This is a genomic window from Pedobacter aquatilis (assembly GCF_032678425.1).
Lineage (GTDB): Bacteria > Bacteroidota > Bacteroidia > Sphingobacteriales > Sphingobacteriaceae > Pedobacter > Pedobacter aquatilis_B.
The window spans coordinates 402,182-419,267 of record NZ_JAVTSG010000003.1 but is presented as its reverse complement, the minus strand read 5'-3'; the positions used below and the strand labels follow the sequence as shown (position 1 = coordinate 419,267).

Genomic DNA, 17,086 nt, shown 5'->3' with positions numbered 1-17,086 from the left:
ACCCTGAATTCATTTCAGGGTCTAATAACATAATGGATGCTGAAATAATTCCAGCATAACGAACGCTACTCCCAAAATTCCCTTACTTTTGCGTTTTAAATATTTCTTTTGAAAGCAGAACTTTTTATTGTTACCCCACCATTTACCCAACTGAATACGCCATATCCAGCAACAGCGTATATAAAAGGTTTTCTGAATACTAAAGATATTTCGTCAACACAAGCCGATTTAGGTATTGAAGTTATCCTAAAAATCTTCTCAAAAGAGGGATTGAAGGATTTATTTAGTTTCAAATCTGACAAACAAATAAGCCCAAATTCGAAGCGCATTTTAGCACTCCAAGATGAATACTTAAAAACAATTGATTCGGTTATTGATTTCCTTCAGGGTAAAAATCCAACCTTAGCTTTACAAATTTGTGGTGATGATTTTCTTCCGCAAGCATCAAGATTTGCACAGCTGGAAGAATTAGATTGGGCATTTGGTGCGATGGGAACTCAAGATAAAGCCAAACACTTGGCCACACTTTACCTCGAAGATATTTCTGATTTCATTGTTGAATGTGTTGATGAAAACTTCGGTTTTAGTCGTTATGCAGAGCGTTTGGGCAGAAGTGCAAATTCTTTTGATGAACTTTACAATGCTTTAGAACAAGGGCCAAGCTATATAGATAACATTTTAATTTCTATTCTAAAAGATTACATCGAAGCTGTTCAACCAAAATTATTTTTGATTTCAGTTCCTTTTCCAGGAAATTTATATAGTGCATTCCGCTCGGCACAATGGGTTAAAAAACATCATCCCCAAATTAAAATTTCGATGGGTGGCGGTTTCCCAAATACTGAATTACGTTCACTTTCTGATAAACGTGTTTTTGAGTTTTTCGATTTCATTACCTTAGATGATGGTGAACTACCAATAGAATTACTTATTCAGAACATCAGCGGAAATATTCCTGTAGAAATGCAGATGTATAAACGCACTTTTCTGCTTGAAAACAATGAAGTAGTTTATAAAAATGATTCCTTCAGAAAGGATTACAAGCAAGCCGATGTAGGTACCCCCGATTACTCGGATTTGCATTTGGATACATATATTTCAGTTATCGAAATTGTGAACCCAATGCACCGCATGTGGAGCGATGGACGATGGAATAAACTAACAATGGCACATGGGTGCTATTGGGGAAAATGTACTTTTTGCGACATTTCCTTAGATTATATTAAGGTTTACGAGCCTGTACAAGCCAAGCAAATTGTTGATAGGATAGAGGAATTATCTATTAAAACCGGACAAAACGGTTTTCATTTTGTAGATGAAGCCGCACCACCGGCTTTAATGCGTGAAGTGGCTTTGGAAATTCTTCGCAGAAAATTGGCTGTAACCTGGTGGACAAACATTCGCTTTGAAAAAAGTTTTACGGCTGATTTATGTCTGTTATTAAAAGCATCAGGCTGTATCGCTGTTTCTGGCGGTTTAGAGGTTGCATCTGATAGGTTATTAAAACTGATTGATAAAGGTGTAACGGTAGAACAAGTGGCGAGAGTGACCCGAAATTTTACCGAAGCAGGCATCATGGTTCATGCTTATTTGATGTATGGTTATCCAACTCAAACCATCCAGGAGACGATTGATAGCCTGGAAATGGTTCGCCAATTATTCGAAGCTGGAATTTTACAATCCGGTTTCTGGCACCAGTTTGCCATGACGGCACACAGTCCTGTCGGCATGTATCCTGAAAAATTTGGTGTAGTTAAAGAAACCGAAGTGATAGGAACATTTGCAAATAACGACATTAATTATTTAGATAAAACGGGCATCGACCACAACAAATTTAGTTTCGGATTGAAGAAATCGCTCTTCAATTTTATGCATGGAATTTGCTTTGATTACGAGTTGCAAGACTGGTTTGATTTTAAAATTCCAAGAACAAAAATTCCTGCTGATTTTATTGAGAAAGCCTTAAATGAAGAAAATAACTTCAATACAAAACCTACCGCAAAAGTTGTTTGGCTAGGCAGTAAACCTGACACAGAATATTTCACTAAAACCAAAAAAGGTAATTCCTGGGAAATGGCTTCGCTAACATTTCACGATAAAAAAGAAAGCTTTACTATTCAAACCAATAAAAGTGAAGGTGAATGGTTGGTTTCTATTTTGGATAAAATAAAAGTTTCTGGTGATAAGATTTATTCATTTCAAGAGGTAAAAATCGATTTTGAGAGGGAAATGGAAAACTTTGAATTGTTCTGGTATTCAAAACCGATTAATACTTTGAGGGAGTTTGGGTTGTTGATATTGTAAAGCTTTAAGCTTCTTTATTTTAAGTCTTCATTCCATAAAAGCAGGAATACTAAAAAAGAAAGTTTCCCGCAGATTTAAAAGATTAGCGCTAATCTTTTAAATCTGCGGGAGTATAATTTAATCGCAATGCGGAACAGTATAAGTCCAGGTTTCCGATTCGCCATTTGGAATAATGTAACCAGTACCTCTAGCATTTTCGAACCATAACTTGCCACGAAGTTTTTCTCTGGTTCCAATTTCATTCATTGTGGCGCTATCATATAAGCGGCCATTAATCATCACATATTTAATCTTTTCAGAGTTACGAATATCATCCAATGGATTGGCATCCATAATAACTAAATCGGCTAACTTTCCAACTTCTAACGAACCAATTTCTTTATCCATTCCTAAATAATGCGCGCCATTTAAAGTTGCATTTCTAATGGCTTGTAAAGGCGAAAATCCTCCCTGAACAAACATCCATAATTCCCAGTGTGCGCCTAAACCTTGAATTTGTCCGTGCGCACCCAAATTTACTTTTGTACCGCCATCTGCAATTTGTTTGGTCGCTTTTGCAATATCAATGTGGTTGTAATCGCTATATTCTGAAGTTGTTCTACGTCTTGCTCTCGAATCGATAATTGAACGAGGTGTATAAGTCATTAACTTTTCGTTTTCCCAAACATTGGTTCTGTCATACCAATAGTTTTCGCCCCATTGACCACCGTAAGCTACAATTAAAGTAGGTGTATAACCAACAGTTGTATTGTTCCAAAGCGTAGTTACATCCTTATAAACAGGTAAAACCGGGATGCTGTGTTCAATACCCGTATGTCCATCGGCAACCATATTCATATTATGAAAAAACGTTGAACCACCTTCGGGAACAACTTCCATTTTCAACTGGCGGGCAGCTTCTAAAATCTGTTGGCGTTGCTCTCTACGTGGTTGATTGTATGATTTTACGGAGAATGCACCAACTGCCTTCAAGCGTTTTAGGTTTGCTAAAGCATCATCTAAGCTGTTAATCACGACTTTAAAATCGCCATCAGCACCATATAAAATTCCCCCAGTCGAATAAACTCTTGGTCCAACCATTCTACCGGCTTTAAGCATTTCACTTTGGCTAAAAACCATTTCCGTATTGCTCGATGGGTCGTGTGAAGTAGTTACACCGAAAGCCAGATTGGCTAAATAACTCCAATCGCTTTGCGGTGAAATTCCATCAGGACTTGTGCGTAAATGCGCATGAACGTCAACAATCCCTGGCATAATGGTTTTACCATTAACATCGATAACTTTCGCACTTGTTGGAATAGTAACTTCATCGGCTTTGCCAATTGCAGTAATTTTATTGCCATCAGTTAAGATGATTCCATTATCAATAACTTCGTCGCCTTTCATTGAAATAATTCTCGCACCTTTCAAGGCTACAATTCCAGTGGGTGCATCTGATTTTAAAGTCAGGTTAATATCAATTGAAGAGGCTTGTGTCTTCGGTGTCGAACCATCAAAATTGAAAGTGCTATTTACATCGACAGTAAAATATTTTGGGCCTAATGTCCAATGTAAATTTTTGCTATCTGCACTCCATTGTATGTATGTACCGCCGTCGGTTGTAACTTTTGCAACAGGAATTGCTTTGTTTCCTGCGGATGCATCTTGTGCCACACCAATGTTAATCATCGGGGTGATGTACACATTAAAAAGCTCATTGAACGCCAACCATTTATTATCCGGACTAACAATAAATTGATTTGCATATTGAGATGTAAAATGAGTTCTTTCATTCGCTCCATTTAAATCAATACTTTTTAAGGCTTTTTTGCCATCGGCATAACTTTGGAAATAAATTCGCGTATCTGTATTATTAAAAGAAGGCTTTATGCCACTTTCAGAAACCAAAGTTTTAGAACCTCCAATTGCAGCCATTGTAAAAATTCCTGTTCCTCGTCCGTAATTGTAACCTAAAACATCATTTCCGCTTCCTTTTCTGAACACGATTTTATCACCTTTGGTAGAATATTGCGGTGAATAATAAAAGCCTTTTTCATCACTCAGCGTTATGGTTTTGCCTGATTTTAAATCTGTTCTTTTAATCGCTCCGCGAAGTTCATCACTCCAGCTGGTATAAATTACATACTTTCCATCAGGACTAAAACTTGGTTCAAATTCGAAATCTAAGCCGTTAGTTAATCTTTCTGGCGTTCCGTTTGGTAATTCTTGCTTATATAAGTAACCTGCTGCATTAAAAACTATTGTTTTGCCATCAGGCGATGTTGTTAACTGACGAAGCATTTTAGCCGAAAAATCATTACTAAATACCTGCTGTTCGAAATGTAAAGCTTGCTGCACGGTTTGAACCGTATTTGCTTGAAAAGGAATTGTCGAAGTAATCAATGTAGCCAATTCGGTTTTTCTGATTTTACCCTTTGCATAAAACACCAAACTTTTACTATCTGGCATCCAGGCGAAATTTGGATAAACGCCGAAAATTGCCCATGTTTCTTGCTGATCGTGAGATAAATCTTCATTAACTGGCCACTCTTCGCCAGTTTTTATATTTTGAACATAAAGTGTCGACTTTAAACGAACACGCTTTACGAAAGCGATTAAATTTCCATCCGGAGAAACTTGCGGACGACAAGCACCACCTTGCTCGTTAATTAGGGTGGTTAATTTTCCGGTCGTTAAATCCAGTTGACGAATGGCGTAAATTGTGCCATTTGGGTCTTTACTGTATTCAAAATTTGGACCTGGAGTAACATCTTCGCTGAAATAAACATATCTACCATCAGGTGAAACATTTGGCTCCCCAGCATCTTGCTGGTCGTTTTTACGTTTTGTCAATTGCACACCATCACCACCATTAATATTGTACATCCACATTTCGCCAGCGCCTAAAGAACGGCCAGCTGTGAAGTGCTTTCGAGCCACAATATATTCGCTATTTGGCATCCATGTCGCGTTATTTAACAATCTGAAAGTCTCTTTGGTTACTTGCTTTTTGTTTGCACCATCGCGGCCCATAATCCAAATATTATCACCTCCACTTTTATCACTTGTGTAAGAAATATACTTTCCATTTGGGCTAAAGCGTGGTTGAACATCATAAGCAATACCACCACTTATCAGCTTTGCTTGGCCACCTGCAATTGGCATGGTGTAAATATCACCCAATAAATCGAAAACAATTTCTTGCCCATCCGGACTAACATCCAAATTCATCCAGGTTCCTTCATCGGTATTTAAGGTGAAATTTTTAGTTGTTCCTTGATATTTTTCAACGTCCCATTTCTTTTCTTGGGCACTGGCGGCGAAAAACAGGAGTGAGAGAGCGGATAGAAAGTAAAGTTGCTTCATCTAAATTTGTATTAATTTTTGGCGCAATTTAGCAATATCAATAGCTTTTTTATAGTTTTGATACCGCCGATTTATGACAGCAATAGAGATTTTACAAAAATATTGGGGACACCAATCTTTTAGACCCTTACAGCAAGACATTATAACTTCTGTTTTGGAAGGTAAAGATAGTTTGGCTTTGTTGCCAACTGGCGGAGGAAAATCCATTTGCTTTCAAGTTCCTGCATTGGTGAAAGAAGGAATTTGCATTGTGGTTTCTCCATTAATTGCCTTGATGAAAGACCAGGTTGAAAACCTGAAATCAAGAGGAATTGAAGCGATTGCCATTTACGCTGGAATGGGCAAACGTGAAATTGATATTCTGCTGGATAATTGCATCTACGGCAAGATAAAATTTCTATATCTATCTCCAGAAAGGCTGCTCTCTGATTTGGTTCGCGTTCGAATTTCTTATATGAATGTTAATTTAATTGCTGTTGATGAAGCACACTGTATTTCTCAATGGGGATATGATTTTCGCCCGCCTTACCAACAGATTTCAAAGCTTAGAGAAATACTTCCTGATGTGCCTGTCTTAGCACTTACAGCAACCGCTACAGATTTTGTTCGGAAGGATATTATCGAAAAGCTTGAAATGAAAAACCCAGAAATTTTTATTAAAAGCTTCGCCCGAGATAATTTAAGTTATGTTGTTTTTAATAAAGAAGATAAATATAAAAAGCTGATTGACATTTGCAAAAATGTTAAAGGTACAGGCTTAGTTTATGTTCGAAATCGCAGAGAAACTGCTGAAGTTTCAAACTTCATTAATCGTAACCAAATTAAAGCCGATTTTTACCATGCAGGTTTAGAACGAGATATTCGTTTTCAAAAACAGGAAGATTGGAAGCTAAACAAAACCCGCATAATGGTGGCAACAAATGCTTTCGGCATGGGGATTGACAAAGCCGATGTTCGCTTTGTGGTTCACTTAGATTTGCCAGAAAGTTTAGAAGCTTATTATCAGGAAGCCGGTAGGGCTGGTCGAGATGAACAAAGAAGTTATGCTGTTTTACTAGCCAATCAATCTGATATTTTAAATTTGGAATCTCGCTACATTGATAGTTTCCCATCTCCCGATGAAATCAGAAAAGTATATCATTACCTAGGTAACTACTTTCAATTGGCTTTTGGTGCAGGCGAGGGTTTAACTTTTACTTTCGATATAGCTGATTTCTGTAAAAGATTTAATATTAGTGTTTTAAAAACAATTTCTGCCTTAAAATTTTTGGAGCATGATGGTTACATTATACTATCAGAAAGTGTTTTTCTACCATCAAGGTTGATGTTTACAGTCGGCCATGAAGATGTATATCGATTCCAAATTGAAAATAAAGCTTACGATAGCATCATAAAAACCATTTTGCGATCGCATGGTGGCGCCTTTGATGGTTTCGTTAAAATTAATGAAGCAGATTTAGGTAAGAAAACAGGATTATCGTACAAGGAAATTGTTGCCTTTCTAAATAAACTACAAGCAATTGAGCTACTAACCTATATTCAACAAACCGATCAGCCACAATTACAATTTGTTAGGGCGAGGGTAGATATGAATCATTTCGATGTAGATGTGAAATACCTGGAAATGCGTAAAGAAATTTTGCTTAAGCAGATTAATGCCGTGGTTGCCTATGCATCAACTAATATATGTCGAAGCATTCAATTACTAAACTATTTCGATGAATTGAATACAACAAAATGTGGTGTTTGCGATGTTTGTTTAGCAGAAAAAAGAATTGAAAATGAAGTTCAGCTAAATGATGAAATCGAATTTGAAATTGTTTCTTTATTACAGCAACAGCCTTTAATTTTAGATGATTTAGTTATCAATATAAAAAATGGCTCTGAAAATGAACGCATCGATACCATACGTGAACTATTAGATGCAGGCAAGATTAAAACTGACGGAAAGAAGTATTATCTTTAACCTCTGTTTGGTTAATCGTAATAACTGGAGAAATTGGTTATGCCAACCTGATTGAACGATTTATCAATTTAAATAGTTAACCTCCTTAAAATTCAAATGATAGAAAAAGACAACAAGAAAACCATCCGTTCATGGGCTTTCTTTGATTGGGCAAACTCCGCCTATAATTTGGTAATTACTTCAACAATCTTTCCCGTATATTATGTTGCCGTCACTACAACCGAGGCACATGGCGACGAGGTTACATTCTTTGGAAAAACCTTTATAAACACTGTTTTATCAAACTATGCATTGGCTTTTGCCTACTTGGTAATGGTTGTGCTTTTGCCAATTCTATCATCTTATGCTGATGCAAAAGGCAAGAAAAAATTCTTTATGAAGTTATTTACCTACGTTGGCTCTATTGCTTGTATGGCTTTGTTTTTCTTCAAATTAGAAACTTTAGAAACCGGAATTATTTGCTTTGTTTTGGCCGCAATGGGCTATGTTGGTGGCGTAATGTTTAATAATTCTTATTTGCCGATTATTGCTTCGGTAGAAAACCAAGATAAAGTTAGTGCACAGGGCTTTTCTTACGGTTATATCGGTAGCGTGATTTTACAACTAATCTGTTTTGTATTTGTTTTAAAGCCTGAGCTTTTTGGCATTACAGATAAGTCTTTACCTGCTCAAATATCATTTTTATTGGTTGGTATTTGGTGGTTGTTGTTTGCCCAAATTCCGTTCAAAGCTTTGCCAAGAGATGTACCAAATCCAGCGTCACTTGGTAAGGGAATTATTAAAAGCAGTTTTGGCGAGTTCGTAAAAGTTTGGCAACAACTAAAGCAAATGACCTTTTTAAAAACTTATTTAATTGCATTTTTCTTTTATTCGATGGGGGTTCAAACCATTATGCTTGCAGCAGCTGGTTTTGGCGCAAAGGTCTTAAAATTAGAATCAGGAAGTTTAATTGCAGTAATTTTAATTATTCAATTAGTTGCAATCTTAGGCGCCTGGTTAATGTCTAGATTAGCGAAAAAATTTGGTAATATAAATGTTTTGATAATTGTTGTTTTGATATGGATTGCCTGCTGCATTTATGGTTATTCCATTACAAATCAATATCAATTTTATGGATTGGCAGCAATTGTTGGTTTAATTATGGGCGGAATTCAATCCTTATCTCGTTCTACTTATTCAAAACATATTCCTGAAAATACTACTGATACCGCTTCATTTTTTAGTTTTTACGATGCGACAGAAAAATTAGCCATTGTGATTGGTTTATTCAGCTTTGCTTTTATAGAAGGACTTACACACAACATGCGACAGTCAATTATCGCTTTGGCATCATTTTTTATAGTTGGATTAATCTTTTTGGTAATCTTAAGGAAAATCGAGCGCAAAGAACCTGCAAAATTGTAAGTTTGTAGCTCGAATTGTAATTATAATAGATGAAAGTAGAATTGTTTGTTCCCTGTTTTGTAGACCAATTATATCCCGAAACCGCATTTAATACTTTAAGATTATTAGAAAAGTCAGGATGTAAGGTAGAATACAACTCAAAGCAGACTTGTTGTGGTCAACCAGCTTACAACGCTGGTTATTGGGATGAAGCGAAGGAAGTTGGTACAAAATTTTTAAACGATTTTACCGAAAACACTTACGTTGTAGCACCATCAGCCTCATGTGTTGGCATGGTAAAAGGTGGTTTTAACGATCTGTTTACTAATACAATCGTTCATAATAAATGCCGCAGTTTACAGTCTAACATTTGGGAACTTTCAGATTTTTTAATCAACGTAGCCAAAAAAGATTATTTCGGGGCAGAATTAGAAGGTAAAGCGGTTTACCATGATTCTTGTAGTGCTTTACGCGAATGTAAAATTAAAGATGAACCGCGCCAGCTTTTATCAAAAGTACATGGTTTGGAAATGTTGGAATTACCAGATAATGATATGTGTTGCGGCTTTGGCGGTACATTTGCGGTAAAATTCGATGCAATTTCATCAGCAATGGCCGAGCAAAAAGTAAATCACGCTTTAGCACAACAGGCCGATTATATTATTTCTACAGATTTGTCTTGCCTTCTACATCTTCAAGGCTATATCGAAAAAAATAATTTACCCATTAAAACTATGCATATTGCAGATGTTTTGTGTAATGGCTGGCTGGAAAGTACAGAATACTAACAATATTATTACCTCTGATTTTTAAGCGTTTAACACTTTTTAACAAGCTTTAAGTTAAAATAAAATAACTTTGTTAAACCTTTTTTTAAGTTTCATATCTAACAAACAAAACATAATAAAATGAGAAAAGTAATTTTCGCTTTAGTAGGGGTTTTGTCTTTCGCAACACTTGCAAATGCACAAAAGAAAACTTCGGGAGCAATACAATTTGAAACTACAGTTGATCCTGCTGCTATGATGGCTGCAAGTGGTATTAAACTTCCTGAACAGGCAATTGCAAGAATGCCTTCTACAAGTAAAACAAATTTTGAGTTGTTGTATAATGCAACCAACGCCAGTTATATGCCTGTTGAAGATACAGAGGATAGTAATGGTGGCGGAGGTGGAGGTGGCTTCGGTGGTCGTGTGATGCGTTTTGGTGGCGCCGGAGGTAATCGCGAGTATTATTACACTTTTGCAGATAATAAATTGGTTGAGGTTTTCGATTTAAATGATACCACTTATTACATGCCAAATACTCTGAAAATGAGTACCAGCGGACCGATAAATACTTTTGGCGGTGGTTTCGGTAGAAATAACCAAAACGACACTGCCAAAGCAAAACCTGCTCCTGCACCTAAAATAGAGATTGTGAAAACTGATGCAACGAAACAAATTTTAGGCTTAACTTGTAATGAGGTTATTGTAAAATCAACCCGTTCGGTTAAGATTTTAGATATGGATAAAGAGGTTACAGAAGAAACCCACATCTGGTACACAAAAGATTTAGGTTTCAATTTCTCTCCAAATCCAAACATGTGGACTGAAGGTACTGTTTTAGCCATCGAAGGAAGAGGCAATAGTACAATAGCAAAAAGTATTGAGTATAGAAATGTTAGCAATAAAGATGTAACAGCACCTAAAAAGGCAACATTAATTACCGAAGCTGAATATAGAACTAAAATGGAAAATATGATGAAACGTTTTAGAGGTAACGGAAATAACAGACCGGGTGGCGCACCAGGTCAGAGAGTTATTATGGTTAACTAGTTTCTCACATAAGAAGAAATAAAAAGCCTGTTCAAGTAAAATTGAGCAGGCTTTTTTAGTTTAAAGATTTTTTGCATGTATATTTCCAGTTACACTAAACTTAAAAACCCACATTTTTTTAAAGCCAATCACAAAATGATTATCATTGGAGAAAATTCAAATCCTCTACCAAATGCAAAACCATAATTCCTTACTAAACACAAAAAAACATTTCGAAATTTTAGATGGGTTAAGAGGAATAGCCGCGATATCGGTTGTATTATTTCATTTTATGGAGATAATATTTCTTCCAAATGAAAACCTTATTGCGCACAGTTTCATGGCTGTAGATTTTTTCTTTTGCTTATCTGGTTTTGTAATTGCATATGCTTACGATAGCCGTGTTGAGAAAATTGGCGCTTGGCAATTCATAAAACTAAGGTTAATCAGGTTGCATCCTCTAGTTATTATCGGCTCTGTTTTGGGTTTAATAACATTTTTGATTGATCCTTTTAGTGATTTCTACTCAACATATGGCTTTGGTAAAACATTTTTGATGTTTCTCGCTTCCGTATTTGTAGTTCCGTACCCATTAATGTCCGAACGATTTTTTAACCTATTTAATTTAAATGCACCCGCTTGGTCGCTTTTCTGGGAATACGTAGCCAACATTTTTTATGTATTCGTTTTGTACAGACTAGGTCGTAACACCTTGCAATTCTTAACATTAGCAGCAGCTATTTTAATATGTTTCATTGCCTTTAAATCAACTAACTTAATGGGCGGATGGAGTGGACCGACATTTTGGGATGGCGGAGTAAGAGTGCTTTACTCGTTTTTAGTTGGGATGTTGATTTACCGTTCTAACTGGGCAATTAAAAATAATTTAGGTTTTCTTGGCTTATCAGCACTACTGCTTTTAGCTTTTATTGTTCCATTTGATGATAAATATAACTGGTTAACAGAGCCATTAATTGTATTAATTTATTTTCCAGTATTGGTTGCGCTTGGTGCTGGTGCAACAGTAAAACCCAAATTAGAAAAGCTTTGCAAACTTTCCGGAGAGATTTCTTATCCATTATATATGACGCATTATCCATTTATTTGGGTCTTTCTTACTTACATGGTTACAGTTAAACCAGAAATGTCATTACTTAAAATCACTGTGCCAATATATCTCCTGCTATTAATCGGTTTTGCGTATCTGGTAATGAGGTTTATAGATGTGCCGCTTCGTAATTATCTGAAAGACAAGTGGGTAAAAACCAAATCATAATTAGGTTTAAAATTTATTTCAAAAATCAATTAGACGAAGTCTAAACTTGCTTTTTAGCTCAAAAAACAGCACCTTTGCAGCAAATCAAATCACGTAGTAAGTGATTTATAAATAACATTATTTTTAAACCGTTCCAATATTCTTGATTGTTGAGGAACAAAATCATAGTTGTAGATGATTAATATTACATTACCTGACGGCTCTGTTCGTCAGTACGAAAAAGGCACATCTGCCCATCAAATTGCATTATCAATTTCCGAAGGATTAGCAAGAAACGTTTTAGCTGCAGAAGTTAATGGCGAAGTTTGGGATTCAACTCGTCCAATCGAAGCAGATTCTTCTGTTAAGTTATTAACCTGGAATGATAATGAGGGTAAATCTACTTTTTGGCATTCATCAGCCCACTTAATGGCCGAAGCTTTAGAAGCAATTTACCCTGGTACAAAATTCGGTATCGGTCCGGCAATTGAAACTGGTTTTTACTACGATGTAGATTTTGGTGAAAAAGAATTTTCTTCGGATGATTTCAAAGCCATCGAAACCAAAATGATTGAGCTGGCTAAGCAAAAAGAAATTTTTACTCGTGAAAGTGTAAGCAAAGCTGATGCAATAAAATATTTTACCGAAAAAGGCGATGAGTACAAACTTGATTTAATCGATGGTTTGGAAGATGGAAAAATCACATTCTACACTCAAGGACAATTTACCGATTTATGTCGCGGTCCGCACATTCCAAATACTGGTTTTGTAAAAGCAGTAAAACTGATGAATGTTGCTGGTGCGTATTGGAGAGGTGATGAAACTAAAAAACAATTAACTCGTATTTACGGTGTAACCTTTCCAAAAGCGAGTGAGCTTACTGAATATCTTGCAATGATTGAGGAAGCAAAAAAACGCGATCATCGTAAACTTGGAAAAGAATTAGAGTTATTTGCTTTCTCAGAAAAAGTTGGAATGGGTTTACCTTTATGGTTACCTAAAGGAACAGCTTTGCGTGAACGCTTGGTAAATTTCTTAACTAAAGCACAAGCAAAAGCGGGTTACGAGCAAGTGGTTACGCCACATATTGGTCATAAGAATTTGTATGTAACTTCTGGTCACTGGGAGAAATATGGTAAAGATTCATTTCAGCCAATAAAAACGCCACAAGAAGGAGAGGAGTTCTTCTTGAAACCGATGAATTGCCCACATCACTGCGAAATTTACAAAACCAAGCCGCGTTCATACAAAGACCTTCCAGTTCGTTTTGCAGAATTCGGAACAGTTTATCGTTACGAGCAAAGCGGCGAATTACATGGTTTAACTCGTGTACGTGGCTTTACTCAGGATGATGCACACTTGTTTTGCATGCCTGAGCAAGTTAAGGAAGAGTTCAAGAAAGTAATTGATTTAGTGCTTTATGTATTTAAATCTTTAGGTTTTGAAAACTATACTGCTCAAATTTCGTTAAGAGATCCAGAAAACAAATCGAAATATATTGGTTCTGATGAAAATTGGAAGCTTTCTGAAAACGCAATTATCGAGGCCGCTGCAGAAAAAGGCTTAAATACTGTTGTAGAATATGGTGAAGCGGCCTTTTATGGTCCGAAGCTAGATTTTATGGTAAAAGATGCTTTAGGCAGAAAGTGGCAGTTGGGTACAATTCAGGTTGATTATAACTTACCAGAACGTTTCGAATTGGAATATACTGGTAGCGATAATCAAAAGCACAGGCCTGTAATGATTCATCGTGCGCCATTTGGTTCATTAGAAAGATTTATTGCTGTTTTGATTGAACATTGTGCCGGAAACTTCCCTTTATGGTTAAGTCCAGAGCAATTTATTATTCTTCCTATTTCAGAAAAATATGAAGAATATGCAAAAAAAGTTTTAGATGAATTAAATAATTCCGATATTCGCGGGCTGATTGACTTTCGAGATGAGAAAATCGGTCGCAAAATCCGCGATGCGGAGGTTAAAAAAATCCCTTACATGCTCATCATTGGTGAGAAGGAAATGGCTGAAGGTAAAGTTTCAATCAGAAAACATGGCGAGGGAGATTTAGGAGAAATGACGTTGGAGGAGTTCAGCGGCTTATTATTAAAAGAAGTAACAGTTTAAATAAAAATTAATATTATACAAATTTGGCATTAGGAAGACCAGGATTTAACAGGGGACCACGTCCACCTTTTAAGAAAAAAGAAGCAGAACATAACATTAATCAATATATTAAATCGCCTGAAGTGCGTTTAGCTGGCGATAATGTTGAACCGGGGATTTATCCTTTGGCTAAAGCTTTGGCACTTGCTGATGAACTAGAATTAGATTTGGTAGAAATTTCGCCAAATGCTGTACCTCCGGTTTGTAGAATTATTGATTACAGCAAGTTTGTTTACGAGCAAAAGAAAAAGCAGAAGGAGATAAAAGCAAACGCTAAGCAAACGGTTATCAAAGAAATTCGTTTTGGTCCTAATACAAACGACCACGATTTTCAATTTAAATTAAAACATGCCATCAGCTTTTTAGAGAACGGTGAGAAAGTTAGAGCTTATGTGCATTTTAAAGGTAGAGCAATTGTTTACAAAGAGCAAGGAGAAATTTTATTATTAAAATTTGCCCAGGCTTTGGAAGATGTAGGAAAAGTAGAGTTATTACCTAAATTAGAAGGTAAACGTATGTTTCTGACAGTTGCGCCTAAAGTAGCAAAAAAATAAAAATAGGTTTATAAATTAAAAAACAGGTTATGCCAAAAATGAAAACCAATTCCAGTGCTAAAAAGCGTTTTTCGCTTACTGGAACAGGTAAAATCAAAAGAAACAACGCATACAAAAGTCACATCTTAACTAAGATGAGTACTAAACGTAAACGTGCACTTGGAAACGCTAGCATGGTAACAGCAGCAGATACAGGTAACGTTAAACGTATGCTTTGTATCGGAAAGTAATTTATTAATTCACCAGGTATCAGGCATTAAAGTTCCTTAAATTAAATAGGACGCCGCTTACCAAAAAACAACAACAACATGCCACGTTCGGTAAACGCAGTAGCTTCGAGAAGAAGAAGAAAAAAAATCCTTAACCTTGCGAAAGGTTATTGGGGAGCAAGAAGTAAGGTTTATACTGTTGCTAAAAACACAGTAGAAAAAGGTTTGCAATATGCATACCGTGACCGTAAAGTTAAGAAAAGAGAATTCCGCGGATTGTGGATCCAACGTATTAATGCAGGTGCTCGTCAGCACGGTATTTCTTACTCTCAATTAATCGGTAAACTTGCTTCAAAAGAAATCGGTTTAAACCGTAAAGTATTGGCTGATTTAGCAATGAATCACCCAGAAGCTTTCAAAGCTGTAATTGATGCAGTAAAATAGAAATTTTCGCTTAGGCGATAATCATATTTGAAAAAGTCCTGATGCAAATCAGGACTTTTTTTATTTATAATCCATTTTGAATTTACTTAAGTTCGGCTTGTTTGTTTTATTTCTTTCCAATTCAGCTTCATAAATTGTTCTAGCTAAATTCTTCATAAACGGAAAGCAAACGGACTCATATTCATACTTGTTATCGTTATAAATGCTATCTTCATTACTTTGTACAACGGCTGTTAATAAAAATTCTATTCCATTTTCAAAATCAATGAAATAGGCGTTATCAATTATAAAACCATAGCTATCTCCATATTTATTAAAAATCCTGATGTTTGGATTTAAATCAGCATTTTGCTCCCTTCCGTAATAAAGCATCTTTGCGTAAGTTGGCCAAAATTCATTAGCATTGTATTTTGGAAAATTACTTTCTGTTGGAAACTTGCTCATGTAAGTATAAATCAATTTATAATCTTCAGCAGTTAGATTATATCGTTCTTTCGACGGAAAAGTTTCCGGAAACATTAACTTTTTCATTAATTGTTGTTGATCTTCGATAGAAAAAGCATTTTTGTTTTCCAGATTAAATGGCTTATTTACCAATTTATCTGCACTATCCAAATAGCCTTTTCCCATAATTGTATTGGTTAGCTTTAAATTGTATTCTTTCGGGTCGTATTCTGCCCTTTGGCTATAAACCAATTTATCGCCATTGTAAAATTTTATTGGATTAGTATTTTTAGCCGCTTCTCCAGCATCGCCAACGGCCAAACGGTTTAAAATTCTACTATTTATCAATCCGTTTGTTTTTAATTTCTCATTAATTTCTGCTCTGCCGATGAACTCGAATAAACGGTTGAATGCATCATTATCACTGGTTAGCAAAATCTTTTTAATATAATGCTCTATGCTTGGCAAACCATTTTGAGCGGATGTATCTGTAGAAACTTTGGTTTGCCCTTTGTAGGCACTATCGGTAATCATAGAACTTTTGGCAGTTAAACCGGTATTTTTTAATCCGTTTACTTTCTCCAAAGCAAAAATTACGGCAGCCAACTTTACGGTGCTTGCTGGATAAAAATAGTGATGGGCATCGAGGTTGTAACTAAAACTCTTGAAGTTTGGCTTATTTTTAGCATCGCGATTAATTTGTGTGTATAGAATTTGAACTTGATTTTTCTCAGGATGATTTAAAATACTTTTAAATAGTTTTGGCTTAGCTTTCATCAATTTACCTAGGTAAACTGTATCTGTTTTTTGCGCCATGGTTGAGAAACTTATTAATAAAAGGAGTGAGGTAAAGAATGATTTCATGTTTTGCTTTTGATTATTAAAGTTAAAATAATCATTTCTTAATCTTTTATTTAAATAGCTCAAAAAGCTTTTTTATCAATACTTTGGTCTCTCATCTTTAATACCTACTTTTGCATCGCTTTTGGTTTCCGACTTTACAATCGGAATTAAAAGGGAATGCAGTGTAATTCTGCAACTGTCCCGCAGCTGTAAGCTCTATAACGTTTTTTCTTTCTAATAACCACTGATTTTATTCGGGAAGGTTGAGAAAACGGGAGTAAGTCAGAAGACCTGCCTTTAGCGAATAATTTCATAGCTTTCGGGGATTGAAGCTAGGATTGAGGTACTAAACGTTTTCGTATTTTCATTTCCTTTCCTAATCT

At 35.8% G+C, this 17,086-nt stretch carries 12 protein-coding genes and 1 riboswitch; of the genes, 10 read left to right on the top strand and 2 right to left on the bottom strand.

From position 1 onward, the window contains the following. The first annotated feature begins 108 nt into the window (after positions 1-108). The gene (locus R2Q16_RS11835; RefSeq protein WP_316737280.1) at positions 109-2,304 is read left to right on the top strand and encodes a B12-binding domain-containing radical SAM protein; all 2,196 of its coding nucleotides are present in this window, start codon (positions 109-111) and stop codon (positions 2,302-2,304) included. A 117-nt stretch (positions 2,305-2,421) separates the two neighbouring features. Here R2Q16_RS11835 and R2Q16_RS11830 read toward each other — a convergent pair whose 3' ends face one another. Further along, complete coding sequence (locus R2Q16_RS11830; protein WP_316737277.1) at positions 2,422-5,649, bottom strand: amidohydrolase family protein; 3,228 nt, start codon at positions 5,647-5,649, stop codon at positions 2,422-2,424. Between the two features lie 73 nt (positions 5,650-5,722). On the opposite strand from R2Q16_RS11830, the gene R2Q16_RS11825 reads away from it, so the two are divergent. From R2Q16_RS11825 to rplT, 9 genes are all read left to right on the top strand, one after another. After that, on the top strand, positions 5,723-7,615 hold the full coding sequence (locus tag R2Q16_RS11825) for an ATP-dependent DNA helicase RecQ (protein WP_316737276.1): 1,893 nt from the start codon (positions 5,723-5,725) through the stop codon (positions 7,613-7,615). A 96-nt stretch (positions 7,616-7,711) separates the two neighbouring features. Then, entirely contained in the window at positions 7,712-9,019 is a 1,308-nt protein-coding gene (locus R2Q16_RS11820) for an MFS transporter (RefSeq protein WP_316737275.1), read from the top strand. Between the two features lie 29 nt (positions 9,020-9,048). Next, positions 9,049-9,786: a (Fe-S)-binding protein gene (locus R2Q16_RS11815; RefSeq protein WP_316737274.1), complete on the top strand. Its 738-nt coding sequence runs from the start codon at positions 9,049-9,051 to the stop codon at positions 9,784-9,786. A gap of 120 nt (positions 9,787-9,906) precedes the next feature. Then, entirely contained in the window at positions 9,907-10,815 is a 909-nt protein-coding gene (locus R2Q16_RS11810; protein ID WP_316737273.1) for a hypothetical protein, read from the top strand. Positions 10,816-10,987: 172 nt separating this feature from the next. Continuing rightward, positions 10,988-12,070, top strand: a complete 1,083-nt coding sequence (locus tag R2Q16_RS11805) for an acyltransferase (RefSeq protein WP_316737272.1) — start codon at positions 10,988-10,990, stop codon at positions 12,068-12,070. Between the two features lie 174 nt (positions 12,071-12,244). Beyond that, entirely contained in the window at positions 12,245-14,170 is a 1,926-nt protein-coding gene (gene thrS / locus R2Q16_RS11800; RefSeq protein ID WP_316737271.1) for a threonine--tRNA ligase, read from the top strand. A 23-nt stretch (positions 14,171-14,193) separates the two neighbouring features. Further along, positions 14,194-14,763, top strand: a complete 570-nt coding sequence (infC, locus tag R2Q16_RS11795) for a translation initiation factor IF-3 (protein ID WP_316737269.1) — start codon at positions 14,194-14,196, stop codon at positions 14,761-14,763. Positions 14,764-14,792: 29 nt separating this feature from the next. Then, positions 14,793-14,993, top strand: a complete 201-nt coding sequence (rpmI, locus tag R2Q16_RS11790; RefSeq protein ID WP_056872807.1) for a 50S ribosomal protein L35 — start codon at positions 14,793-14,795, stop codon at positions 14,991-14,993. A gap of 78 nt (positions 14,994-15,071) precedes the next feature. Further along, a complete protein-coding gene (rplT, locus tag R2Q16_RS11785) occupies positions 15,072-15,416 on the top strand; it encodes a 50S ribosomal protein L20 (RefSeq protein ID WP_025144714.1) in 345 nt (114 codons plus the stop codon). A gap of 60 nt (positions 15,417-15,476) precedes the next feature. Here the strand turns inward: rplT and R2Q16_RS11780 are convergent, their stop codons facing one another. Next, complete coding sequence (locus tag R2Q16_RS11780; protein WP_316737259.1) at positions 15,477-16,724, bottom strand: serine hydrolase; 1,248 nt, start codon at positions 16,722-16,724, stop codon at positions 15,477-15,479. A 105-nt stretch (positions 16,725-16,829) separates the two neighbouring features. Next, positions 16,830-17,017, top strand: a riboswitch (cobalamin riboswitch). Positions 17,018-17,086: the final 69 nt, after the last annotated feature.